This is a genomic window from Herbiconiux sp. VKM Ac-2851 (assembly GCF_013205105.1).
In the GTDB taxonomy this organism is placed as follows: domain Bacteria; phylum Actinomycetota; class Actinomycetes; order Actinomycetales; family Microbacteriaceae; genus Herbiconiux; species Herbiconiux flava.
In genome coordinates, this window is record NZ_JABMLJ010000003.1 from 103,846 (window position 1) to 119,384 (window position 15,539).

15 protein-coding genes are annotated in these 15,539 nt (G+C 72.0%); 8 read left to right on the top strand and 7 right to left on the bottom strand.

The annotated features are described in order from the left end of the window. The first annotated feature begins 33 nt into the window (after positions 1-33). A complete protein-coding gene (locus tag HQQ85_RS13435; RefSeq protein ID WP_173183065.1) occupies positions 34-954 on the top strand; it encodes an alpha/beta hydrolase in 921 nt (306 codons plus the stop codon). On the opposite strand, the gene HQQ85_RS13440 is transcribed toward HQQ85_RS13435, so the two are convergent. Beyond that, positions 884-1,537 carry a TMEM175 family protein gene (locus tag HQQ85_RS13440; protein ID WP_173183066.1) on the bottom strand — a complete coding sequence of 218 codons (654 nt, stop codon included), beginning with the start codon at positions 1,535-1,537 and terminating at the stop codon, positions 884-886. The genes HQQ85_RS13435 and HQQ85_RS13440 overlap by 71 nt on opposite strands. A gap of 157 nt (positions 1,538-1,694) precedes the next feature. On the opposite strand from HQQ85_RS13440, the gene HQQ85_RS13445 reads away from it, so the two are divergent. Further along, a complete protein-coding gene (locus tag HQQ85_RS13445; protein ID WP_371741900.1) occupies positions 1,695-3,149 on the top strand; it encodes an MFS transporter in 1,455 nt (484 codons plus the stop codon). Positions 3,150-3,230: 81 nt separating this feature from the next. On the opposite strand, the gene HQQ85_RS13450 is transcribed toward HQQ85_RS13445, so the two are convergent. After that, positions 3,231-4,166, bottom strand: coding sequence for an aldose 1-epimerase family protein (locus HQQ85_RS13450; protein ID WP_371741901.1), 936 nt, complete (start codon positions 4,164-4,166; stop codon positions 3,231-3,233). 266 nt (positions 4,167-4,432) lie between these two features. Between HQQ85_RS13450 and HQQ85_RS13455 the strand changes: the two genes are divergently transcribed. The 4 genes from HQQ85_RS13455 (at position 4,433) to HQQ85_RS13470 (ending at position 7,378) form a co-directional block, all read left to right on the top strand. Further along, the gene (locus HQQ85_RS13455) at positions 4,433-4,900 is read left to right on the top strand and encodes a DUF4190 domain-containing protein (RefSeq protein WP_173183068.1); all 468 of its coding nucleotides are present in this window, start codon (positions 4,433-4,435) and stop codon (positions 4,898-4,900) included. 202 nt (positions 4,901-5,102) lie between these two features. Continuing rightward, positions 5,103-6,041 carry a cysteine synthase A gene (gene cysK / locus HQQ85_RS13460; protein WP_173183069.1) on the top strand — a complete coding sequence of 313 codons (939 nt, stop codon included), beginning with the start codon at positions 5,103-5,105 and terminating at the stop codon, positions 6,039-6,041. 178 nt (positions 6,042-6,219) lie between these two features. Further along, positions 6,220-6,810 carry a serine O-acetyltransferase EpsC gene (gene epsC, locus HQQ85_RS13465; RefSeq protein ID WP_173183900.1) on the top strand — a complete coding sequence of 197 codons (591 nt, stop codon included), beginning with the start codon at positions 6,220-6,222 and terminating at the stop codon, positions 6,808-6,810. A 97-nt stretch (positions 6,811-6,907) separates the two neighbouring features. Next, positions 6,908-7,378, top strand: coding sequence for a hypothetical protein (locus HQQ85_RS13470; RefSeq protein WP_254069461.1), 471 nt, complete (start codon positions 6,908-6,910; stop codon positions 7,376-7,378). A gap of 64 nt (positions 7,379-7,442) precedes the next feature. Here HQQ85_RS13470 and HQQ85_RS13475 read toward each other — a convergent pair whose 3' ends face one another. The 4 genes from HQQ85_RS13475 to HQQ85_RS13490 all read right to left on the bottom strand — a co-directional run bounded on the left by HQQ85_RS13475 (position 7,443) and on the right by HQQ85_RS13490 (position 11,497). Beyond that, positions 7,443-8,555, bottom strand: a complete 1,113-nt coding sequence (locus HQQ85_RS13475; RefSeq protein ID WP_173183070.1) for a BMP family protein — start codon at positions 8,553-8,555, stop codon at positions 7,443-7,445. A gap of 140 nt (positions 8,556-8,695) precedes the next feature. After that, complete coding sequence (gene add, locus HQQ85_RS13480; RefSeq protein WP_173183071.1) at positions 8,696-9,673, bottom strand: adenosine deaminase; 978 nt, start codon at positions 9,671-9,673, stop codon at positions 8,696-8,698. A gap of 1 nt (position 9,674) precedes the next feature. Then, positions 9,675-10,640: a nucleoside hydrolase gene (locus HQQ85_RS13485; protein WP_173183072.1), complete on the bottom strand. Its 966-nt coding sequence runs from the start codon at positions 10,638-10,640 to the stop codon at positions 9,675-9,677. Between the two features lie 86 nt (positions 10,641-10,726). Beyond that, positions 10,727-11,497, bottom strand: a complete 771-nt coding sequence (locus HQQ85_RS13490; RefSeq protein ID WP_173183073.1) for a nucleoside phosphorylase — start codon at positions 11,495-11,497, stop codon at positions 10,727-10,729. A gap of 101 nt (positions 11,498-11,598) precedes the next feature. On the opposite strand from HQQ85_RS13490, the gene HQQ85_RS13495 reads away from it, so the two are divergent. Beyond that, on the top strand, positions 11,599-12,378 hold the full coding sequence (locus HQQ85_RS13495; protein WP_173183074.1) for a GntR family transcriptional regulator: 780 nt from the start codon (positions 11,599-11,601) through the stop codon (positions 12,376-12,378). A gap of 32 nt (positions 12,379-12,410) precedes the next feature. On the opposite strand, the gene HQQ85_RS13500 is transcribed toward HQQ85_RS13495, so the two are convergent. Next, a complete protein-coding gene (locus HQQ85_RS13500; RefSeq protein ID WP_173183075.1) occupies positions 12,411-14,345 on the bottom strand; it encodes a glycoside hydrolase family 15 protein in 1,935 nt (644 codons plus the stop codon). 120 nt (positions 14,346-14,465) lie between these two features. Here HQQ85_RS13500 and HQQ85_RS13505 point away from each other — a divergent pair, with 120 nt between their 5' ends. After that, positions 14,466-15,359 (top strand): SDR family oxidoreductase, encoded by an 894-nt coding sequence (locus HQQ85_RS13505; RefSeq protein WP_173183076.1) that lies wholly within the window; start codon positions 14,466-14,468, stop codon positions 15,357-15,359. The last annotated feature ends 180 nt before the right edge of the window (positions 15,360-15,539 follow it).

Below are 15,539 nucleotides of genomic sequence, written 5' to 3' on the forward strand. Positions count from 1 at the left end.
ACCCGGTCATTCTCGCGCGCCTAGGGTGGTCGGGTGACTGCGGGCGAGGCGAACGGTGGACAGATCCGGACTGCGACCGACGGTGCAGGAGGAGACAGCCGACCGGAGGCCCGCTCGGTCAGCGGCGCCGGCGGAGTGCGGATCGTCTATGAGACGGCGGGCGCGACCGGGGCGCCGGCGGTGCTGCTCGTGCACGGCTTCGCCTCCGACCGCCGGTCGAACTGGGTGCGCACGCGCTGGGTGTCCACGCTGGTCGACGCGGGCTTCCGCGTGATCGCCCCCGACCTCCGCGGCCACGGCGAGAGCGGCCGCCCCCGCAGTCTCGCCGCCTACGGGCTGAGCGCGTTCCGCGACGACCTGACTGCGGTGCTCGATGCCGAGGCGCCCGGCGAGAGCGTGCACGTGATCGGCTACTCGCTCGGTGCCCGGCTCGCGCACGACTACGTGCAGACCCACCCCGAGCGCGTGCGCTCGGTCACGATGGGCGGCCCGCCCGTCGAGGGGTCGTTCGCCGGCTTCGACCTCGCCGCCGCCCGATCCGCGACCGCCACAATCTCCGCAGCCAGCACCACCGCCGCCAGCACCGCGACGGCCAGCACCACGGCGGACGGAAGCCAGGCGCTGAACGGGGAGACCGCCCGCTACGTCGGCATGGCCTCATCCGCCGGCAACGACCCCGAAGCTCTGCTCCGGCTGGCCGAGGCCGTGAGGCGCCGGGCGTTCCGGCCGCGCGCGGGTGCGGTCGCGCATCCGCTCTTCATCGTCGCGGGGGAGGACGACCCGGTGCACGACGGCTCCCGGATGCTCGCCGCCGAGCTGCCCGGAGCGCGGTTCCTCGGGCTGCCGGGCCGCGACCACGTCAGCGCCGTGACCTCGCGGGTGTTCAGGGCAGCGGTGGCGGCGTTCCTGACGGAGCTGGAAGAGGGGCGTCGGAGCGACCCGTCAGGCGCCTGACGATCGCCTGCACCGGGCCGGTGAGCACGAGCAGGAACAGCCCCCAGAGGCCGAGCCCCGGCACGAGGACCACAGCGAGGAAGGTCACGAGCATCATCCCGGCGGTCACGACCGAGGGCATGATCGAGAGCGTGCCGCGCACCGCGGGGGCCACCAGGGCGGGCCGGCGGATCAGGATGGCCTGCTGCCAGAGCAGCGCGAGACTGCTGAGCAGCATCGTGCCGACGTAGATCGCGGCGCGACCGTCGTCGGCGCTGGAGCCCTCGGACAGCAGCTCGGTCGGGTACGGCAGGAAGACGATCGTCAGCAGCCAGAACAGGTTCGCCCAGAGCAGCCAGGAGTCGTAGTCGACGGCACGCTCGTAGACGCGGTGGTGGGCGATCCAGAAGCGGCCGATCACCGCGAAGCTGATGATGAAGACCATGAACTTCGGCAGGTCGTCGAGCACGACGTCCCAGACGCTCTGCCCCGAGGCGACGTCGGTGACGCTGTCGACCAGCGGCAGGATGAGCAGCGTGATCGCGATGGCCACGACGGCGTCGCTGAAGTTGACCAGTCGATCGAAGCCCCGCTCGGTGTGCATGGGGCCATTCTGCCGAACGACAGGGGTGTCGGGCGCGGGGGCCGGGCGGGCATCCTGAAATCAGCAGGAATAGAGCGGATGCCCGTGCGGTTGCACCCGCGTATCTACTTCACAGGGGGCAATCATCTCGTCGACGCAATCGGGTAACGATCAGAACGTGCAGCAGGACGTGCCGTGGCTCAGCGACGAGGAGCGCGCCCGTCTGAGCGCGCCCGTCAATCAGCGGGCCGTCGTGTTCACGCTCGCGTTCACGGGGCTGGTCGCGGCGTTCATGATGACGCTGCTCACGCCGCTCGTGCCCTCGCTGCCGGCGCTGCTCGACGTCTCGCCTTCGGACGGACAGTGGGCGGTCACCGTGACACTGCTCGCCGCGGCCGTGTCGACGCCGATCGCCGGGCGGCTCGGCGACCTCTACGGCAAGCGCCGGATGGTGCTCGTGCTGCTCGCGCTCGTGATCGTCGGGTCGGTGGTGGCGCTGTTCTCGAGCTCGCTGATCCCGCTGATCGTGGGGCGGGCGCTGCAGGGTGCGGGGATCGGTGTGATCCCGCTCGGCGTCAGCATCCTGCGCGACGTGCTGCACCGCGACCGGCTCGGCGGGGCCGTGGCACTGGTCTCGGCGACGCTCGGCGTCGGCGGCGCGGTCGGCCTGCCGGTCGCCGCCGTCATCTCTCAGTATCTGGACTGGCACGCGCTGTTCATCGTCTCGGGGCTGCTCGCGGCCGTGGGGCTGGTGCTGGTGTGGCGGATGATCCCGGTTAGCACCTTGCGGAGCGAAGGGCGCTTCGACGTGCTCGGCGCCGTCGGGCTCGCGGTCGGGCTGACCGGCGTGCTGCTCGGCGTGTCCAAGGGCGGGAGCTGGGGCTGGGGGTCACCGCTGACGCTCGGATCGCTCATCGGCGGCGCCGTCGTGCTGCTGGCCTGGGGCGTGTTCGAGCTGCGTACGCCGAGCCCGCTGATCGACCTGCGGGTCGCCGCGAGTCGCACCGTGCTGCTGACCAACCTCGCCTCCATCACGGTCGGGTTCGCGTTCTTCGCGAGCACCGTGGTGCTGCCGCAGCTGCTCGAGGCGCCGACCGGAACCGGCGTCGGGCTCGGGCAGACGATGCTGGTCGCCTCGCTCTGCCTGATGCCCAGTGGGCTCGTGATGTGGGCGATGTCGCCCGTCGCGGCGCGGCTGATCAAGGCCCGTGGGGCGCGCACGAGCTTCATGCTCGGCATCGCGATCATCGCCGTCGGCTACGTGCTGGCGCTGTTCCTGATGACCGAGGTGTGGCACACGATCGTGATCGCCACGGCGGTGGGCTTCGGCGTGGGGTTCGCGTACTCGTCGATGCCGACGCTGATCATGGCGGCGGTGCCGGCGACCGAGACGGCCGCGTCGAACGGGCTGAACTCGGTGATGCGCACGCTCGGATCGACGATTGCGAGCGCGGTGCTGGGCGTGGTGCTCGCCGGGAACCTCGTGACGGCGAACGGGGTGACGACGCCGAGCGCGTCGGCGTTCCAGGTGACCTTCGTGATCTCGGCGGTCGCGGCGGCGGTGGGCGTGGTGCTGACGGTGTTCATCCCGCGTCGCGCGGCTGCGGTGCGCGGGGCGAGCCTGCCCGACTAGCGTCGGCGGCGCTGCGCGGGGCGAGCCTGCCCGACTAGCCTCGGCGGCGCTGCGCGGGCGGCGACGGATGCGCGGCGGGGGCTAGACGGCCGCGATGGTCCAGGCCGCGGTGGTCGAGGCGTTCGGCGCCAGGACGATGAGGTCGGTGCCCGAGTTGAAGGCGTCGGGCGGGCAGGTCATGGGCTCGACCGCGAGGCCCGCGCGGTGCATCGTGGGGTCGACGTTGTCGGCCGTGTGCACCTGCACCCAGCCGCACTCGGGGCCGAAGGTCATGGCGGTGGCCGTGCCCTCGGGCGAGCGGACGGTGACCGTCGCGGTGCCGTCGGCGTCGCGCGAGAGCGAGCGGAACGCGTGGTCGATGAAGGTGTCGGCGATCAGCCGCTCGGTGCGGAAGTCGAAGACTCCGCCGTCTTCGCTCGTGACGTCGGCGATCGCGACCGGGATGAGACGGTCGGGCGTGACGGTGAGCACCTCCGCGGCCGGCAGAGTGAGCATCCACTCGTCGACCGGGCCGGGGCCGGCCACGAGGTAGGGGTGCGGGCCGGTGCCGTAGGGCGCGGGGGTGTCGGAGACGTTCGTGGCCGTGACGGACTGACGGAGGCCGCCGTCGGCGTCGAGCGCGTACTCGACCGCGAGTTCGAGACGGTGCGGGTAGCCCGCCTGGGGCTCGACGGTCGCGCCGAGCAGCACGCGGGAGTCATCGCGCTCGAGCACCGCGAAGTCGAGCCAGGCCGCGAGCCCGTGCAGGGCGTGGCCGCGGGCGGGCTCAGTGAGGGCGAGCACCTGGTCGACGCCGTCGAAGGTGTAGACGCCGTCGACCACGCGGTTGGGCCAGGGCGCGAGAGTGGCGCCCCGGTAGGCCGGCCGTAGCTCGTCGAGCCCGAACGGCACGACGAGGTCGCGGCCCTCGTGCTGGAGCAGACGCAGCGTGGCGCCGATGCTGGCGATCGAGGCGCGGTAGGCGCCGGCTTCGAGGTCGATCCGCGATCCGGACAGGGGGCGGCGGGAGGCGTTCACGGCAGAGCTGCTTTCAGACGAGGCGGGCGAGGCGGGTGGAGCGGGTGGAGCCGGTGGAGCGAGGCGGGTGAGGCGAGACGGCGGTGGCGCAGGGCGGGTGCGACGTCGGCCAGGCAGCCTCCGTTGCGCCTCCACGCTAGCGCGTCGGCTTCGGGCCGGGCGGCGGAGGGCTGATCTGTGGACGGTCCGCCGCGCATCCGAGCCTGTGCAGGAGCTTCGCGGTAGGTTCGTGATGCACCTGCTCATCAACTGAAGGGGACACGACGATGACCGACGACAGCCAGCGCCCGGGCGAACCCACGCCGCCGCCCGCCGCACCGCAGTACCAGGCTCCGCAGGGTCAGCAGCCCGCGCAGCCCTACCAGGCCGCCCCTCAGTACAACGCGGCCCCCCAGTACAACGCGGCGCCCCCCGCCGGCCAGGGCCAGGTCGTGCCCGGCAAGACGCTCGGCATCGTCAGCCTCGTGCTCGGCCTCGTCGGCTTCTTCATCATCGCGTTCGTCGCGCCGATCGCGGGCATCATCACCGGTGTCATCGCCGGTCGCCAGTCGAAGGCTGCCGGGGTGAAGAACACGCCGGCCAAGGCGGGTCTGATCATCTCGATCGTGGCGCTGGTGCTGCAGATCATCGGCACGATCATCCTCGTCGTGGTGCTCGGTGGCGTCATCGCCCAGTGCGCCGACCTCGGCCCCGGCGTCTACGAGGTCGACGGCACCACCTACACCTGCGGCTGAGCCCGCCCAGCTGCACACCGAAGCCCCGGGGGTCGACCCTCGGGGCTTCGTCGTCGGTTCAGGATGCTCGGTCGGCGCTCTCCGCCGGCACCGGCGTGCAGCCGCCGCAACATTCGGGCTCCGCGGAGCCTGGCGAACTAGAGTTGGCAGCGACGCTCCACGACCAGTTCACGCTCCAGAAGCTCCCAGAAAGACGGTACCCATGGCTGCTCGCATCTACGACGACGTCACCCAGCTCGTCGGCCGCACCCCGCTCGTCCGCATCAACCGGCTCACCGAGGGCATCGACGCCACGGTGCTCGGCAAGCTCGAGTTCTACAACCCCGCCAACAGCGTGAAGGACCGCATCGGTGTGGCCATCATCGACGCCGCCGAGAAGTCCGGCGAACTGAAGCCCGGGGGCACCATCGTCGAGGGTACGAGCGGCAACACCGGCATCGCGCTGGCCATGGTCGGCGCCGCGCGCGGCTACAAGGTCGTCATCACCATGCCCGAGACGGCATCGACCGAGCGTCGCGTCGTGATGCGGGCGTACGGCGCCGAGATCGTTCTCACCCCCGGCCCCGAGGGCATCCGCGGTGCGCTCGCGAAGGCGCACGAGATCGTCGACGCCACCCCGAACTCCATCCTCGCGCGCCAGTTCGAGAACGCCGCGAACCCCGAGATCCACCGCACCACCACCGCCGAGGAGATCTGGGACGACACCGACGGCGCCGTCGACATCTTCGTCGCGGGCATCGGCACCGGCGGAACCATCACGGGCGTCGGCCAGGTGCTGAAGCAGCGCAAGCCGGGCGTGCAGGTCGTGGGCGTGGAGCCGCTCGACTCGCCCCTGCTCACGCAGGGCACCGCCGGCCCGCACAAGATCCAGGGCATCGGCGCGAACATCGTGCCCGACATCCTCGACCGCGAGGTCTACGACGAGATCATCGACGTCTCCCTCGACGACGCCCTGCGGGTGGGGCGCGAGCTCGCCAGCGAGGAGGGCATCATGGCTGGCATCTCGTCGGGTGCCATCATGTGGGCGGCCCTCGAGGTCGCCAAGCGTCCCGAGAACGCGGGCAAGACCGTGGTCGCCATCGTCTGCGACCTGGGCGAGCGCTACATCTCGACGCCCCTCTGGGCCGGACTCGGCGACTGACGCGCGGGCCGCGGGCAGGCGAGGGGTGAGCGACCGGTCGGCGCTGCCGCCGGGGAACGATGCACGCCCGGCGGGCGGCTGGGCCGGGCGTGACCCGTCGGCGGTGCCGCCGGCGGACGGTGCGCGCGAGAGCGGCGGCCGAGTCGGGCGCGACCGGGCGGCCCTGCCCGCGGGCGGCATCGCGCGCGTACGGGCACGGCTGCGGGAGGACGTGCGGGCGGCGCGGCTGCGCGACCCGGCGGCGCGGTCGGGGCTCGAGATCGTGCTGGCGTACCCGGGTGTGCACGCGGTGTGGGTGCACCGGGTCGCGCATCGGTGGTGGCGCAGCCCGGGTCTCCGGCTGCCCGCGCGGCTGCTGTCGCAGTTCGCCCGGTTCCTCACCGGGGTCGAGATCCACCCCGGGGCCCGCATCGGGCGCCGCCTGTTCATCGACCACGGCATGGGCGTCGTCATCGGCGAGACCGCGGTGATCGGCGACGACGTGATGCTGTACCACGCCGTCACCCTGGGCGGGAAGAGCACCCGGCGCGAGAAGCGGCATCCGACGCTCGGCGATCGCGTGACGGTCGGCGCGGGGGCGACCATCCTCGGGCCTGTGCACATCGGCTCCGACTCGAGCGTCGGTGCAGGAGCAGTCGTCGTGAAGGATGCACCCGCCGGCGCCATCCTCGTCGGCATCCCGGCCCGCGACCTCTCGCAGCACGCCTCGACCGGCCCCGGCTCCCTCACCGACCCCGCCTTCTACCTCGACCCGGGCATCTACATCTGACCGGTGCGTCAGGCCGCGTGAGGCCGCGTCCGGCCGCGTCGCGCGTCGGCCGCGCGAGCCGGTGGTCGCGCATCCGTCATCGGGGCAAGCTCGAAGCATGAGTGAGCAGAGAGACGAACGGATGCCCGACCTCGCCGACCGCGACAGCGGGCCCGATGCGGCCCACCGTCGCCCCGAGGGTGTCGACGACGCCACCGTCGAGGCGCTCGGCAAGCTGTCGGAGGCGCTCGAGGTGGTGGAGCAGGCCCGCGGATTCCTCTACGGCTTCCACCGGATGACCGGCAAGGCCGACCTCGCGCTGGGTGAGGCCGTCGGGCTGCTGCGCGACGCGGGCCACGAGGAGCTGGCCGAGCGGATCGAGCGTGAGATCGTCGGACGCAACGTCATCGAGGGCCGCTGGACCTTCCAGATCGTCGAGGACTTCGACGACGACTACTACGCCGCCTTCAAGGCCGCCGAGCGCGACGCCCGCGACCAGCTCGCGGAGGGCCGCCGCCACCTCTTCGAGGCGGAGATGAAGGAGGACCGCCGCACCCACGGCCGCCGCCACCACGAAGCGCGCCCCTGACGTTCCGAAAGGGTCCCCTGCGCGACGAGCAGAGGACCCTTCAGGCGTTCGGTGGAGAAGGGCGTCAGCCCTGCGAGGGCGACGACGGCGACTCGACGACGACGGTGCCGGCGATGATGTCCGCCTTCAGCTGGTCGAGCTCGGCGATCACCGACGGGTCGATCCGGCTCTCCCAGTCGTGCAGCGGCGCGATGCCGACGCCGTCGTTCTCGAGGGTGCCGACGTAGGGGGTGCTGTCGAAGTCGCCGGCGCCCGCAGCCGTCGTGACCTCGGAGGCGGCGGTCGTCAGGTTCTTCAGCACCGACGTCAGGTAGTAGGGAGCGCCCTCGGGCTCGGCCTCGTAGGCGTCGTTGTTCACGCCGAGGATGGCGCCGTCGACGCCCCGGTCCTTCATCGCCTCGATCGACGCGAGGAAGAGCGAACCGGCCACCGGCATGATCACGTCGACGTTCTGGTCGAGCAGGCCCTCGCTCAGCGTCTTGGCCTGCACCTGGTCGTCGAAGTTGCCGACGAAGAGGCCGTCCTGGGCCGCCTTGTCCCAGCCGACCACCTTGACCGACGCGCCGTGCGCCTCGTTGAACTTCGCGACGCCGTCGACGAACCCGTCCATGAACACGGTGACCGAGGGGAACGGCATCCCGCCGTAGGTGCCGACGACGCCGGTCTTCGAGGCGGCGGCCGAGAGGTATCCGGCGAGGTAGGCGGCCTGGGCGGTGTCGAAGAGCACGGGCTTGACGTTGTCGACCTCGACCGGCGTGCCGTCGTCGTCGGAGACGGTCGAGTCGATCAGGGCGTAGTCGATGTCGGGGTTCTCGGCGGCCGAGTCACGGGTGGCGGCGGCCAGCGCGAAACCGACGGTCACGATGAGGCTGCAGTCCTCGTTCACCATGGCCGAGATGTTGCCGGCGTACTGGTCCTCCGAGGTCGACTCGGCGGTGCGGGTGTCGACGCCGAGCTCGTCGGCGGCCTGGGCGACGCCGTCGTAGGTGAGCTCGTTGAACTGGCCGTCTTTGAACCCGGTCAGGTCGGAGACGGCGCACGGCAGGAAGTCGCCGGCGGCGGTTCCGGATGCTCCCGCCTCCGTCTCGGGTGCACTGGCGCAGCCCGCCAGTACGAGGGCGGCGGCGGCCGTGACGGAGCCGAAGCCGAGGAAGCGGGTTCTCGTGGTGAGGGTCATCGTGATCTCCAGGTTCGCTGATGCGGTGTCGGAACGGTGCAGGTGGTGCGGGTGGAGCTGATCGGTGCTGCAGGTGATGCGTGGTGCGGTGATGCGTGATGCGTGGTGCGTGGTGCCGTGGTGCTGGGAGGGACGAGGGCCTATCGCCCTCGTCCCGCCGCCGCGATCAGCCCCGCCCGCACCGAGTCGTCGGCGAAGACCGCCGACGCGCTGGTGCGGTCGAGCCGCTCGAGGTCGGCGGCCGTGAAGCCGAGGGTCGGGCCGAGCAGTGCCCGCTCGGCCGAGAGCGGCGACCCGGTCTGCACGGGGTTGTCGTCGCCGAGCGCGAGGGCCGCGCCCGCGCGGGCGAACAGTCCCGCCGGATGCGCGTCCACCGACGGGATGGCCCCGGTGTACCAGTTCGACGTCGGGCAGATCTCGATCACGATGCCCTGCTCGACGATCCAGGCCAGCGCCTCGGGGTCGCTCGCGAGGTGCGCCCCGTGCCCGATCCGGCTGACGCCGAGCAGTTCGACCGCCGACCGCGCGGCGTGGCCGGGCGCCGACTCGGCAGCATGGCAGGTGAGCCCGAGCCCGGCGGCCCGAGCGAGGCGGAAGGCGTCGACGTGCGGCTCCAGCGCGGGGAAGAGCAGCTCGTCGCCGGCCAGGTCGAAGCCGACGACGCCGCGTCCGGCGAAGCGCGCGGCGCTCGCCGCGACCTCCTCGTTGACCGAGGGCGAGTGGTGCCGCAGCGCGGCCACCACGACGCCCGCGGGCATGCCCGTCAGGGCGACGCCGTCGGCGACACCTTCGCAGACCGCCGCCACGACCTCGTCGAGGGGCAGGGAGTCGGAGACGTGGGTGGCCGGCCCGAAGCGCAGCTCGAGGTAGTCCCCGCCGTCGGCGGCCGCGTCCTCCACCGCCTCGCGGGCGATCCGGGCGAGCATCTCCCGGCGCCGGAAGAACGGGTAGCTCGACGCCACCTTCTGCAGGTAGACGGTGAGGTCGGCCGGGCCGGTGAGCTGCAGAGCATCCGCCCACCCCGCCGGAGGCTGCGACAGGCCGGCCGCCCCCGCGAGCTCGGCGGCCGTCGACGGGCGCAGCCGCCCCTCGAGATGGGAGTGCAGATCGATCAGCACGTCACACCTCCAGCAGCCGGTCGAGCAGCACGGGCGCGAAGTCGGAGCCGAGTTCGAGCACCACCCGCACGTGTGCACCGGGCTGGTCCGGGTGGCCGAGGAAGCGGCCCCGCAGGTCGCAGATCGTCTGACCCCGCCCGGGCCCGTCGGTGGTGTCGACCTCGACGTGCACCCGCGGCGCCACCGAGGGGCGCACCGTGCCGGTGGCGATGGCCGCCGCGAGGGGGTCGTGCAGCGCCGAGCGGCGCTCGCCGTAGAACGTGGAGTTGAAGTCGAAGTAGAAGTCGAGCATCTCGCCGAGCGCGGAGGCGAGGGGCCGTCCCGAGTCGAGCAGCCGGTGGCGGCCGGCCTCGTCGAGCGGATGGGCCAGCGTCACGTCGAGCGGCACGAGCGTGACCGGCCATGGTGCCGAGAGCACGGCCTGGGCCGCCTCGGGGTCGTTGCCGATGTTGGCCTCGGTGACGGGCGAGATGTTGCCGGGCACGAGCGCCGCGCCGCCCATGATCGTGACCTCGGCGATCAGGGAGGGCAGTGCTGGCTCCCGACGCAGGGCCTCGGCGAGGTTGGTCAGCGGGCCGACGGCCAGGATGTGCAGCTCTCCGCCGTGCTCCCGGGCCAGCGAGATCAGCAGCTCGGCGGCGTCGACGTCGAGAGGGGTGCCGGCGGCGCGGGGCGCCGAGAAGCCGCCGAGCCCCGACGGCCCGTGCACGTGCGTGGCACCTCCGTCGAAGCCCGACCGGGTGAACCCGCCGTCCGACGGCTCGGCCGCGCCGACCGCGACCGGCCAGGACCGGCCGGCGAGCGCGAGCACGTCGATCGTGTTGCGGGCGCCCTGGGCGGCGGACACGTTGCCGCTCACGGTGCCGACTCCCACCACCTCGACCTCGGGCGACGCGGCCAGCCAGCCGAGCGCGAGGGCGTCGTCGATGCCGGTGTCGCAGTCGACGTACAGAGGTGCGGGGCTCATCGGTTCTCTCCTCGGGGGGTGGAGCGGGTATGAAGTTGGATGTTATACGTCCAATGTGTCGACGGTGTTACGGGCAAGCCGAGATCTCACAGCTCCAGCCGCACCGCGGTCTCGAGCGCGGCCTCGATGCTCGTCATCCATCCCGCCGCCAGCGCCTCCTTGACGCCGTCGTACAGGCTCGTCCCGTCGTGCAGGTTGCTCGACGCCGCGCAGATCATCCCGGCCCGCACCCCGCGCAGTCGCGCGACGACGAACAGGGCCGAGCTCTCCATCTCGACGTTCAGGATGCCCAGGCCGTTCAGTTCGGCGATCCACTCCGGCGTCTCGGCGTAGAACGCGTCATCGCTGACGTTCAGGCCGGAGTGCACCGTGGTCGAGGTGCCCGCGGTGAGCGACCGTGCGGTCTCCGCGAGGCTCGTCGCGATCTGCAGGTCGGGCACGGCGGGGTAGCCCGGGTGCGCGTAGGCGGCCGTCGTGCCGTCGTTCCGCAGCGTGCCCTCGCTGACGAGCAGGTCGCCGGGGCGGATGCCCGTCTGCAGGCCGGCCGACGAGCCCACGCGGATGAGCGAGGTGACGCCGACCCGGATCAGCTCCTCGGCCGCGATGGCGGTCGACGGGCAGCCCATTCCGGTGGAGGTCGCCGTGATCAGCCGCCCCTTGTAGAGCCCGGTCATGGTGAGGTGCTCCCGCTGGTGCGCGACGGTCTTCACGTCCGTCAGGAACTCCGCGATCATCGGCACCCGGAAGGGGTCGCCGGGCAGCAGGGCGACTGTCGAGACCTCGCCCGGTGCGATCCCGATGTGGTACTGCCGTTCGCCGAGTCCGACCGAGTTCTTGTCGACCGCTGTCGTTGCCATGGTGTCTCCCTGTCTGAGTGAGTATGATGTTATACATCCGAGTCGGCGTCAATGACCGACGGATGATCGGCACCGACGTCCGCGCGACGAGGAGAACGTCCATGGCAGCTGCAGTCACCACCCTCCGGCTCGACCCGCTCGTGGTGCCCACGGGCCAGCCGCTGCGGGTCGCCGTGTACTCCTCGCTGGCCGAGGCGATCCGTGGCGGGAGGGTCGAGCTCGGCTCGCTGCTGCCGAACGAGGCCGATCTCGGCGTGGCCCTCCGGGTCAGCCGCACGGTGGTGCGCGAGGCGCTGATGCTGCTCGAGGAGGACGGCCTGATCCGCACACGGCGGGGCATCGGCCGCTTCGTCGCCGAAGCGCTGCCGCAGGTCGGCCTCGAGCAGCTGCGCCCGCTCGAGGCGATCGCCGCGACCGGCGACAGCGCCATCGAGGTGGTGCGCACGCTGCACGAGCTGCAGCCGACGAGCGACTTCATCACCCGCGGACTGCAGCTCGGGGCCGACGACGACACCTGGGTGCAGGAGAACGTGCTGAAGCGCGACGGCGAGCCGGTGGCCCAGATGCTCGAGGTGCTTCCCGCCGGAGCGGTGCTGGCCGAGCGAAGCCCGGAGCTCGCGGCCCGGCTGCCCGAGCTCGAGACGGAGGGCCGGAGCCTCCTCGCGGCCGTGATGGACGTGCTGGGCGGCCGCCTCGGGCCGGCCGTCTACGACGTCTCGGTCGGCCGGGCCGGCGCCGAGCGCGGCCGCTCCATCGGCCTGCCGGCGAAGGCCCCGGTGCTGGTGCTGACGCACAACGTGCTGCTCGACGGCAAGCCGATCTACCTGGCGAAGAACCTCATCACCCAGGGCTTCGGCAGTCTCACCATCGCGCAGGGCTGAGAGTCAGCCCCGGCCGAGACGCAGGCTGCACCTCACTCCGACGACGACGACTCGGATGACGACGCCGAGCGGATCGACAGCGCCGCGTTGATCAGCGCCAGGTGGCTCAGCCCCTGCGGAAGGTTGCCGAGGAACGCGTGGTCGTCGGCGGCGATGATCTCGGAGTAGAGCCCGACGTCATTGGCGAGGGGGAGCAGGGCGCGCATCCGCTCGGTCGCATCGGCCACCCGCCCCGTGCGGGCCAGGGCCTCGGTGAGCCAGAAGGCGCAGGCCACGAAGGTGCCCTCCTCCTCGTCGACACCGCTGTAGCGGTAGAGCAGCGGGCCGGCCGAGAGCTCCTCGTCGATGCGGGCGATGGTGGCGTCCATGCGCGAGCGCGGCCCGAAGGCGCGGTCGGCGTGCAGCAGGATCGACGCGTCGAGCCGGTCGCTGCCCGGGTGCATGAGGTAGGCGCCGCGCTCCTCGCTCCAGCCGTGCTCCGCGACCCACTCCTCGATCAGGCGGCGGTTCTTCCGCCAGTGCGACAGGTCGTCCTCGCTCGGCTTGATCTCGCCGATCTCGGCGAGGTGCAACGCGTCGGTGATCGCCTGCCAGCAGCCGACCTTGCTCGAGACGTAGTGCTCCTCCTCAGGAAGCTCCCACATGCCCGAGTCCTTCTTCGGCCAGTCGTGGCAGGCCGCGTCGGCGAAGGCGACGATGAGCTCGCTGGTGCGCTCGTCGAGGATGTTGCCCGCATCCACGTAGCGCGCCATGATGCCCACGACGTCGGCGTAGACGCCGAGCTGCAGCTGGTCGCTGGCGTCGTTGCCGACGCGGACGGGGCCGATGCCGCGCCAGCCCTCGGCGGGGGCGTCGTGCATCCGGCCCGGCAGTGAGCCGTCGAGGCGGAAGAAGATGTGCAGCTCGCCCTCGTACTGCTTCAGAGTCTTCAGCACCCAGGACACCGCCGCGTGCGTCTCCTCGCGCAGCCCGAACTCGACGAGCGCTCCGACCGTGTAGGCCAGGTCGCGCACCCAGGCGAAGCGGTAGTCGTAGTTCTTGCCGCCGGTGCGGTTCTCGGGCAGGCCCGAGGTGGCGGCGGCCGCGATCGAGCCGGTGGGGCTGAAGATGAGCAGCTTGAGGGCGAGGGCGCTGCGCTGCACGACGTCGGTCCACTCGTCGTCCTCATCGCCGTCCGGGCCGTCGAACTCGCGGGTCCAGGCCTGCCAGCTCTCGATCGAGCGGTCGATGCCGCGGTCGACGTTCTCCGGCACCGGCACGTGGATCGGCTCGTCGTCGGTGCCGCAGAGCGTCAGCAGGTGCCGCGACCCGGACGAGGCGGTGAAGGCCCCGTAGAACGACAGCGGGCCTTCGGGGAACCCGTCGCCCGGCTCGGAGGGGTCGAGCCGGCCGTGCTCGCTGCCGACCAGCACGAGGTCGATCTGGCCGACGCGCAGGATGGGGCCGTGCACGGTGTCGACGCGCTTGACCCCGGGGATGTCGCTGCCGTCCGCGCTGCTGCCCTCGTCCTCGTCGTCCAGCCCCGCCCCGTCGTCCTCCAGCCCCTCGAACACGGCTCCCGGAATGACCGCCCACCGCATCGGCACCGACCCCTCGAGCCCCTCGATCCGGCGGGCGAGCTCGAGCCAGGGCAGCCGTCCGGCCACACCGGTGACCAGGGCATCCGTCACCCGCACCACGCCGGTCGCGGTGGTGAAGGTCGTCTGCAGCACGTTCGTGCCGGTGACGTAGGCGCGCTCGCTCGTGAAGTCGTCCACGGGGCGGAGCTCGAAGCGACCGCCGGCCGGGCCGTCGACGAGGGCCGCGAAGACGGGGGGCGAGTGCAGGGCCGGCACGGGCATCCAGTCGACCTGCCCGTCGAGGGCGATCAGGGCGACCGTGCGGCCGTCACCGATGGCAGCGTAGTCGCGCAGGTCGACGTAGCGGGTGGCGAGCTGGGGCGCGGCGTCGGCCGGTGAGGGTGTCATCGCTCTCGATCATGGCCCTGCCCGAGCCGCGCGGCATCGCTTCGCGCCCGTGAGTACGCCGACTGTCAGGCACCTGCAAGCCCCGCGCGCGATCGGCTCGACCGTCGTAGCGTGACGCGCATGTCCGAGACCATGTACACGCCCCAGGATCCGACCAGCCAGTACCCCCGCCCGCCGTTCCCCGCGCAGCAGCAGAGCGGTCCCGGCGATCACCGCAAGATGGACCCGGCCCCTGACCACGGCGAGACCACCTACGTCGGCACCGGACGCCTGCCCGGCCGCAAGGCGCTGGTCACCGGAGCCGACTCCGGCATCGGCCGCGCAGTTGCCATCGCCTATGCCCGTGAGGGTGCCGACGTCGCGCTCAGCTACCTGCCCGAGGAGCAGGCGGAGGCCGAGGAGGTCGCCGAGCTGATCCGCGCCGAGGGCCGCACCGCCGTGCTGCTGCCGGGCGACCTGCAGGACGAGGCCGTCGACCAGCAGGTCGTCGCCGACGCCGTCGAGGGCCTCGGTGGCCTCGACATCCTGGTCATCAACGCCGGCACCATGCCCACGGTCGACAGCATCGACGACTTCGAGACGAAGACCCTCGACCACGTGCTGAAGACCAACATCTACCCGCTGTTCTGGCTGACGAAGGCCGCCTCGCCGCACCTGAAGCCGGGCGCGTCGATCATCACCACGTCGAGCATCCAGGGCTTCGTGCCGTCGCCCTCGCTCGCCGAGTACGCGGTCTCGAAGGCGGGCATCGCCAACTGGACCCGGGCCATGGCGCAGCAGCTGATCGAGCGCGGCATCCGCGTCAACGGCGTGGCCCCCGGCCCCGTCTGGACGCCGCTGCAGCCCGCCTTCGTGCCGAACCAGAAGATCGAGCAGTTCGGCAGCGAGACCCCCATGGGCCGCGCCGGCCAGCCGGTCGAGCTCGCACCGGCCTTCGTGTTCCTCGCCTCGCAGGAGTCGAGCTACGTCGTGGGCGAGACGATCGCGGTCACGGGGGGCTCCCCGACTCACTAGCTGCAAGCTCGAGGGCCCGGTGCGACTGCGTCGCGCCGGGCGCTCGAGCGGCGGCTGCGCGCTTCGCGCGCGGCCGGGCGAGGCCGGAGGCCTCGCGGCTTGGCGCCACCGTGTTACTCGCGCCCTTCGGGGGCGAGTTGGGACGGTGACGTCGGTGCGGTCGAGTGGGCGCGGTGGTTC

What these genes read in the sequence shown, in the direction of transcription:
- HQQ85_RS13440 (WP_173183066.1), bottom strand. Translation starts at nt 1,537, where the DNA reads ATGCACACCGAGCGGGGCTTCGATCGACTGGTCAACTTCAGCGACGCC.
- HQQ85_RS13455 (WP_173183068.1), top strand. Translation starts at nt 4,433, where the DNA reads ATGACCGACGACAGCCAGCGCCCGGGCGAACCCACGCCGCCGCCCGCC.
- cysK (WP_173183069.1), top strand. Translation starts at nt 5,103, where the DNA reads ATGGCTGCTCGCATCTACGACGACGTCACCCAGCTCGTCGGCCGCACC.
- HQQ85_RS13470 (WP_254069461.1), top strand. Translation starts at nt 6,908, where the DNA reads ATGAGTGAGCAGAGAGACGAACGGATGCCCGACCTCGCCGACCGCGAC.
- HQQ85_RS13475 (WP_173183070.1), bottom strand. Translation starts at nt 8,555, where the DNA reads ATGACCCTCACCACGAGAACCCGCTTCCTCGGCTTCGGCTCCGTCACG.
- HQQ85_RS13485 (WP_173183072.1), bottom strand. Translation starts at nt 10,640, where the DNA reads ATGAGCCCCGCACCTCTGTACGTCGACTGCGACACCGGCATCGACGAC.
- HQQ85_RS13490 (WP_173183073.1), bottom strand. Translation starts at nt 11,497, where the DNA reads ATGGCAACGACAGCGGTCGACAAGAACTCGGTCGGACTCGGCGAACGG.
- HQQ85_RS13495 (WP_173183074.1), top strand. Translation starts at nt 11,599, where the DNA reads ATGGCAGCTGCAGTCACCACCCTCCGGCTCGACCCGCTCGTGGTGCCC.
- HQQ85_RS13500 (WP_173183075.1), bottom strand. Translation starts at nt 14,345, where the DNA reads ATGACACCCTCACCGGCCGACGCCGCGCCCCAGCTCGCCACCCGCTAC.
- HQQ85_RS13505 (WP_173183076.1), top strand. Translation starts at nt 14,466, where the DNA reads ATGTCCGAGACCATGTACACGCCCCAGGATCCGACCAGCCAGTACCCC.